General features: G+C 69.6%; 2 protein-coding genes and 1 pseudogene. All 3 read left to right on the top strand.

Annotated features, from left to right (window positions below; all coding sequences use genetic code 11):
- On the top strand, window positions 1-285 hold a 285-nt coding region (locus RIV14_RS13500; protein ID WP_309325243.1), incomplete at its 5' end, for a hypothetical protein.
- An 80-nt stretch (window positions 286-365) separates the two neighbouring features.
- Window positions 366-920 (top strand): annotated as a pseudogene (locus RIV14_RS13855) (polymorphic toxin type 15 domain-containing protein); the annotation flags it as partial.
- 1,359 nt (window positions 921-2,279) lie between these two features.
- On the top strand, window positions 2,280-2,550 hold a 271-nt coding region (locus tag RIV14_RS13495; protein ID WP_309325242.1), incomplete at its 3' end, for a hypothetical protein.

Below are 2,550 nucleotides of genomic sequence, written 5' to 3'. Positions count from 1 at the left end.
CCGTTGAGCTTTGGTGGTCAGGTGAGTGCGGATCGGTTGAGTGTGCAGAAGGCTGTGCCCTACCTGGTGGGCCTGGCGCAGTCCACACCCAGATACCTGGGGATGGACTTCATGGCTGCCTGGGGCGGGGCGGCCACCCAGTTCCTCATCGACCAAGGAGCCATACCCAACAGCACAGACCTCGACAGCACAGACACAGGCACCCCCGGCGACCCCGATGGCCAGGATGGTCCTGGTGACCAGGGTGGGTCTGCTGGTTCTGGTGGTTTTGGGGGTGGGTTGTGAGCGGCAGGGGTTCGCGCCGGCCTGGCCCCGGGCGGGGTGCTGGTGTGTCTGGTGCTGGTGGCGGTCTGGTGGCTGGGGACATGTTTACCCCAGGGTCTGCTGGGGGCCGGTCGGTGCTGGTGTGGGAGGGGCCTGCCGCCTTGAAGGAGTCTGGTGCCCAGGTGGGGGCTGATCGGTGGTGTGACAAGGTGGGCCCGGTGGTGGTGTCGTATCACACGGGTGGGCCGAGTCGCTCCTCGCGTGTGCTGCCGGGGGAGATGACGCGTCAGCTCGATGGGCAGTTCACGGCTCTGAGCCTGATGAGCGCTAAGGAGATCCTGGCTGGTATGGCTACCTTCGACAAGCGCAAGCGCTCCCCAGCCAGCCACACCGCTATCCGTAGCATATTCCGGGACAAGCTCGCCAAGGATTTGAGTGACCGTCATGGGTTTGCTGAGGATGTGGCGGGGGCGTTAGCTCGTCGGGCGATGAAGGAGCTGGCGGTGCTGCACAATCCTGATCAGCTGTTGGCTGGTCCGCAGGGGCCTTCCTTGGTGAGGGGTTTGGCGGTTTTGGGGGACCTGGCGACGAACTCGGCGTTGGGGTCTCAGACGGCTAAAGGTCCTCGGGAGCTGATTCGTGCTGCGGCTCAGAAGGCGGTGGATGCTGGTCAGGGGGACCGGTTGCTGCGGATGCGGGTGGTGCTGACTGACTCCCCGGACCTGGCCAAGAGACTGAACGCGGGCTCGGAGGTGCTGGAGCCTCGGAGCCTGGCTGAGCGGGAGGCGGTTTCTCCTCGCGGGTCCCCACTGACTGTGCAGGTGCTGTCTGACCGCATGGCCCAAGCGCTGGGTGGCCCCGGCGGGCTGAAGAACCTCACCCGCGACGAGCTGCGACAGGCCCTGACCCAACCAGAACAGACCCCAGACCACCCAGACACACCCACCCCAGACAGACTAGGGACAGGCACCCCAGACGGGCTGGATCATGCGCCTGGGCTCGGTGATGAGCCCCTACCCGGCGACACAGCCCCGGAGACGGGAGCACCCGGGCTGGATACGGCCGGGCTGGACAGGGGTGCCCCGGAGATGGGCGCGCCGAGCACGGGTTCTCCGGCCATGCAGGAGCCGGTTTCGGCTCCGGTGGCGGGTCAGCCGGTTCCTGGTCCGGCGGAGCAGGTTGCCCGGCCCACGGACTCCTCGCCCTCCATGTCGGCTCCTACCCCCGACCTCAACGCCCCAGGCAGGGCGGTTCCTGACAGGAGCGCTCCCGAGCAGAGCAGGCCAGACGGGGTGGTCGCCCCTGAGCAGACCAGACCAGACAAGGGTGTACCTGATGCGGGTGCGCCCGATGCGGGTTCGCCTGGTCGGGGCGCCCCGAACGCGGGTGCGCCCGATGGGGGCGCACCGGGTTCGCCTGCCCAGGCGCAGGCGCCTGGGGTCGGGCGGTCCGCGCCGCCTTCTGTGCCGCCGGTGTCTGCGGAGCCGCCGGTGGTGCCGGCCCGCTCACAGCGGGTTGCCTCGCCCACGGCCCCCAAGCAACCAGCCCAGCCAGCCCAACCAGCCCAGCCAGCCCAACCAGCCCAGCCAGCCCAACCAGCCCAACCAGGTCAGCCGGGCCAGCCGGTCCAGTCAGGCCAACCGGGCAGGCCAGGGCAGTCGGGACGGCCGAGCCAGCCGGTCCAGTCAGGCCAACCGGGCAGGCCAGGGCAGTCGGGACGGCCGAGCCAGCCGGGCCATTCGGGCCAGTCTGGTCGGTCGGCCCAGCCGAGGCAGCCTGTTCAGGCTGGCGGGTCGGGTCTGTCGGGTCGGGGTGCTGCTGGGGCGGGTGCCTCGGGCTCCAACGCCTGGCTTGAGGCCTCCTCGCGTCTGCAGGCCAGCCAAAAGACAGGAACACCTTCCGCCCCGGCCCGCTCAGGGCCCCAGGCCGGCCCCCTCACCCCAACTGCGCCGGCACAGCCGGCGCCCCAGCGCAGCACCACCGGGCCCACCGCTGGGGAGACCCCCAGTCGTACCGTGGGGGACGCTCCTAGCCGCAGTGCTGGTGGGCGCGGTACTGACACCACGTCCAGGACAGCGCCGAGGTCCACGTCCCGTTCGGGGTCCAGGTCCACGTCCCGTTCGCAGTCTCGCTCGGCCGGTGCTACCGCCTCCCGTGGACGCGCGGCGGCCCAGGATCCGATCAAGGCCTTCCTGGCTCCTACCGGCGACCCTCAGCGAGACGCCGTCCTAGCCGGCATCTCCTCCAAGATCGACAAGCTCCGCCAGCAGAACCAGCAGCGCCAAC

Origin of the sequence: Actinomyces acetigenes (assembly GCF_031296635.1) — a bacterium.
GTDB classification, from domain to species: domain Bacteria; phylum Actinomycetota; class Actinomycetes; order Actinomycetales; family Actinomycetaceae; genus Actinomyces; species Actinomyces acetigenes.
The sequence above is the reverse complement of the archived record's forward strand: the minus strand, read 5'-3'. Positions and strand labels throughout refer to the sequence as shown.